Annotated in this window: 4 protein-coding genes; all 4 read left to right on the top strand. The window is 47.4% G+C overall.

Translation table 11 applies throughout. The features are described from left to right. Nucleotides 1-1,391 (top strand): HEAT repeat domain-containing protein (locus P5683_RS23810; RefSeq protein ID WP_315669494.1); only part of this gene is annotated, 1,391 nt, incomplete at its 5' end. 212 nt (nt 1,392-1,603) lie between these two features. Then, the gene (locus tag P5683_RS23805; RefSeq protein WP_006623783.1) at nt 1,604-2,083 is read left to right on the top strand and encodes a hypothetical protein; all 480 of its coding nucleotides are present in this window, start codon (nt 1,604-1,606) and stop codon (nt 2,081-2,083) included. Between the two features lie 69 nt (nt 2,084-2,152). Then, nucleotides 2,153-2,566: a DUF4336 domain-containing protein gene (locus P5683_RS23800; protein ID WP_228116391.1), complete on the top strand. Its 414-nt coding sequence runs from the start codon at nt 2,153-2,155 to the stop codon at nt 2,564-2,566. Nucleotides 2,567-2,568: 2 nt separating this feature from the next. Further along, nucleotides 2,569-2,775 carry a hypothetical protein gene (locus tag P5683_RS23795; protein WP_035759200.1) on the top strand — a complete coding sequence of 69 codons (207 nt, stop codon included), beginning with the start codon at nt 2,569-2,571 and terminating at the stop codon, nt 2,773-2,775. Nucleotides 2,776-3,031 lie beyond the last annotated feature (256 nt).

Below are 3,031 nucleotides of genomic sequence, written 5' to 3'. Positions count from 1 at the left end.
TAGAAAGTTTATGGAAAATCGGACAAGGAAATCCTGATGCGATCGCTGGTTTGCTCGAAATTATCCGCACCACTGAGAATGAAAATACCCGTTGGCTGGCCGCAGAGAGTTTAGGGAAAATCGACCCGGGAAACCCTGATGCGATCGCTGGGTTGCTTGAAATTATCCGCACCACTGAGGATCAAGATACCCGTGGTCTGGTGGCATATAGTTTAGGGGAAATCGACCCGGGAAACCCTGATGCGATCGCTGGGTTGCTTGAAATTATCCGCACCACTGAGGATCAAGATACCCGTGGTCTGGTGGCATATAGTTTAGGGGAAATCGGACAAGGAAATCCTGATGCGATCGCTGGTTTGCTCCAAGTTATCCGCACGACTGAGGATGAAAAGACCCGTAGGGAGGCAGTAGAGAGTTTAGGGAAAATCGGACAGGGAAATCCTGATGCGATCGCTGGTTTGCTCCAAGTTATCCGCACCACTGAGGATAAATTGACTCGTTGGCGGGCAGCATGGAGTTTAGAGGAAATCGGACAGGGAAACCCTGATGCGATCGCTGGGTTGGTTGAAATTATCCGCACCACTGAGAATGAAAGTACCCGTAGCTTGGCGGTAGATAGTTTAGAGGAAATCGACCCAGGAAATCCAGAGGCGATCGCTGGGTTGCTCGAAATTATCCGCACTACTGAGGATGAAGATATCCGTAGGCTGGCAGCATGGAGTTTAGGGAAAATCCTCGCCACACCGGAAGAATATGCAGGAGTCGTCTCCGCCTTAAAAGACTGCCTCAGCGATGAAGTTTACGAAAACAACTTTGACCTATTCAAGGCATCCTACAAACTCATCTGCAACTGTGCCGAAAACCTCCCCTATCCCGAATTTTATCAACCCTGGCACAATCTCCCCACCACCCCTCATCCCGAAGTGGAAGACAACACCCCCTTTATTCAACAGTGTAACCTCGCCCTTGTCCCCCAAATCCTCAACCAAGCCATCCAAACCCACCCCGTCAACTGCCAAGCCATTTGCATCGATGGCAGCCGCTTCAGCGACCCTAGTAACCCCGCCTTGCAAATCTACACCACCTTGAAAAAAGCCGGATGTCCCCCCAGTCCCGACGGTAAACCCCGTACCATTGCCGAATTACAAGCCTACTGCGAGGATGACCTCAGCGACCATCCAATTGCCCTCATCCTCTACGAAGAACCCACCGACCCACCCCCCCAAGGCTTTGATATCGCGGTACTCAATAAACTCGCCCGCTTTAGCCATCCCCCCATGGCGGTGATTGTCCCCCAACGCCTCCCCGAGTGCCGATTACCGCAATTCCTAGAAAGCGACCCCGATTTGATTGCCCATCTCCTCCAGTGGTTGCAAAACTTGGCACGATGAACCGGTGAAATTAGCATTCAATCCCTGAGCATCGGACATGGCTCTGCTATAACCCGGTTGCGGGAAACTGGGCTATAATTGTTGTTGTTGGTGACACCAAAAGGCGATGGCAGCCACCCCTAAGCTACTACCATATTGATGAGGCTTAGGTGTTCGGTTGTAGGGTATTTTTGCCCAGGGAAATCACTAATTGAATTAGGCGAGATATATGGGTGGGTTTAGCGATCGCCCAACAGGAACTCACCCAGCAACGTTACCCTGAACTACGAGAAGCCCAACTCGACCAATTCCTCACCCCCGAAGAATACCAACTCACCCAACAAGGCAACCTCACCGATACAGAATGGGGTGATATCTTCATCCGCCTCAACATGGCAGCCTGTAAAAGGAGAAACGTCACCCAGCAGGAGGAGTTTTTTCGGGATGTTTCCCATAGTATTGATTCTGGTTTTGCGGAAGTCTGTGAACGGTTGGGGGTAATGGAAACCACCATCAGCGACTTGTTACAAACCCTAGAGGAACGCCTAGAGGGGTTGCGCCAAGAAGTGACGGAATTTCGTCAAGAGGTGCGGCAGGGGTTGGAGTGGCTGCACAATCAACCGAGGGGGCGATCATTCTCTAAACAGGAGTATCGCGCGCGTCAAAATATCTTAACTCAGATGCGATCGACAAAGTTGTTTTTAAAACCATAAGCTCCTACCATTAAACCTAGCCATCAAACTACTCACCAAAACCATGCTAAAAGAAGTTGATATAGATGTTTGGGTTGCAGAATAGACCTTCCGATATTTGGGACTCAGTGTCGGAACAGGATGACGGTTATTCGATTGGCTAATCGAGAACTCGCGGTAATTTCTCCAATTCAATCTAGCGACAGACTTGTCAGCCAGCTAGGTCAACTGGGAGTTGTCAAGTATATTATTGCCCCTAACCTTTATCATTATTTATTTGCAGCTAATTTCAAATCTATTTATCCCCAGGCAACCTTTGGGGCTGCCCCTGGTTTAGCCATTAAAAAACCAGATTTACCGATTGACCAGACCATCAGGGGCGATCGAGGTGAGTTATTACCTGGATTATACTTTGTCTTATTCGATGGTTTAAGAGTTTGGGGCTTAACGGGAATTGATTCACTTAATGAATGTGTGTTTTTCATTCTGCAAGTCGCACTCTGATTTTGACAGATACAGAATTGCACTTTGATGAAACATTTCCAATTATGACACAATTTTCAGCTAGACTGCTGGGAGTATATAAACAATTAAGTCTATCAATCATGGAACGGATTGCCACCAATGAAAAAGAGCGATTTAGACAATCGTTTGAACAAGTAATGTTATGGGATTTCGAGCGATTTATTATGGCTCATGGAAGTATAATTTAGCGAGATGGCACAGAAAAATTAAAGAAAGGGTATGAATCTTTTTGGCGTTGAAGCTACTGTTTACCTTATCCTAATTTTACCACTATAAAACCTGATTTTTACTCCCTAAATAAATGCACCGATCGCCTCTTACAAAAACACTTCGCCAACCTAGAAATCCAGAAAGACTAAAACTGACTCTAAGAAACCGGGTTTCTGTCAGATTAGGGGTCGAGAGTGAAGTCGCCTTCACCCCCTCCCATTCAGAACCGTACAT

Source organism: Limnospira sp. PMC 1279.21, from assembly GCF_032349615.1.
In the GTDB taxonomy this organism is placed as follows: Bacteria; Cyanobacteriota; Cyanobacteriia; order Cyanobacteriales; family Microcoleaceae; genus Limnospira; species Limnospira fusiformis.
Note: the sequence above shows the minus strand (reverse complement) of the source record. Positions and strands in the feature narration are given on the sequence as shown.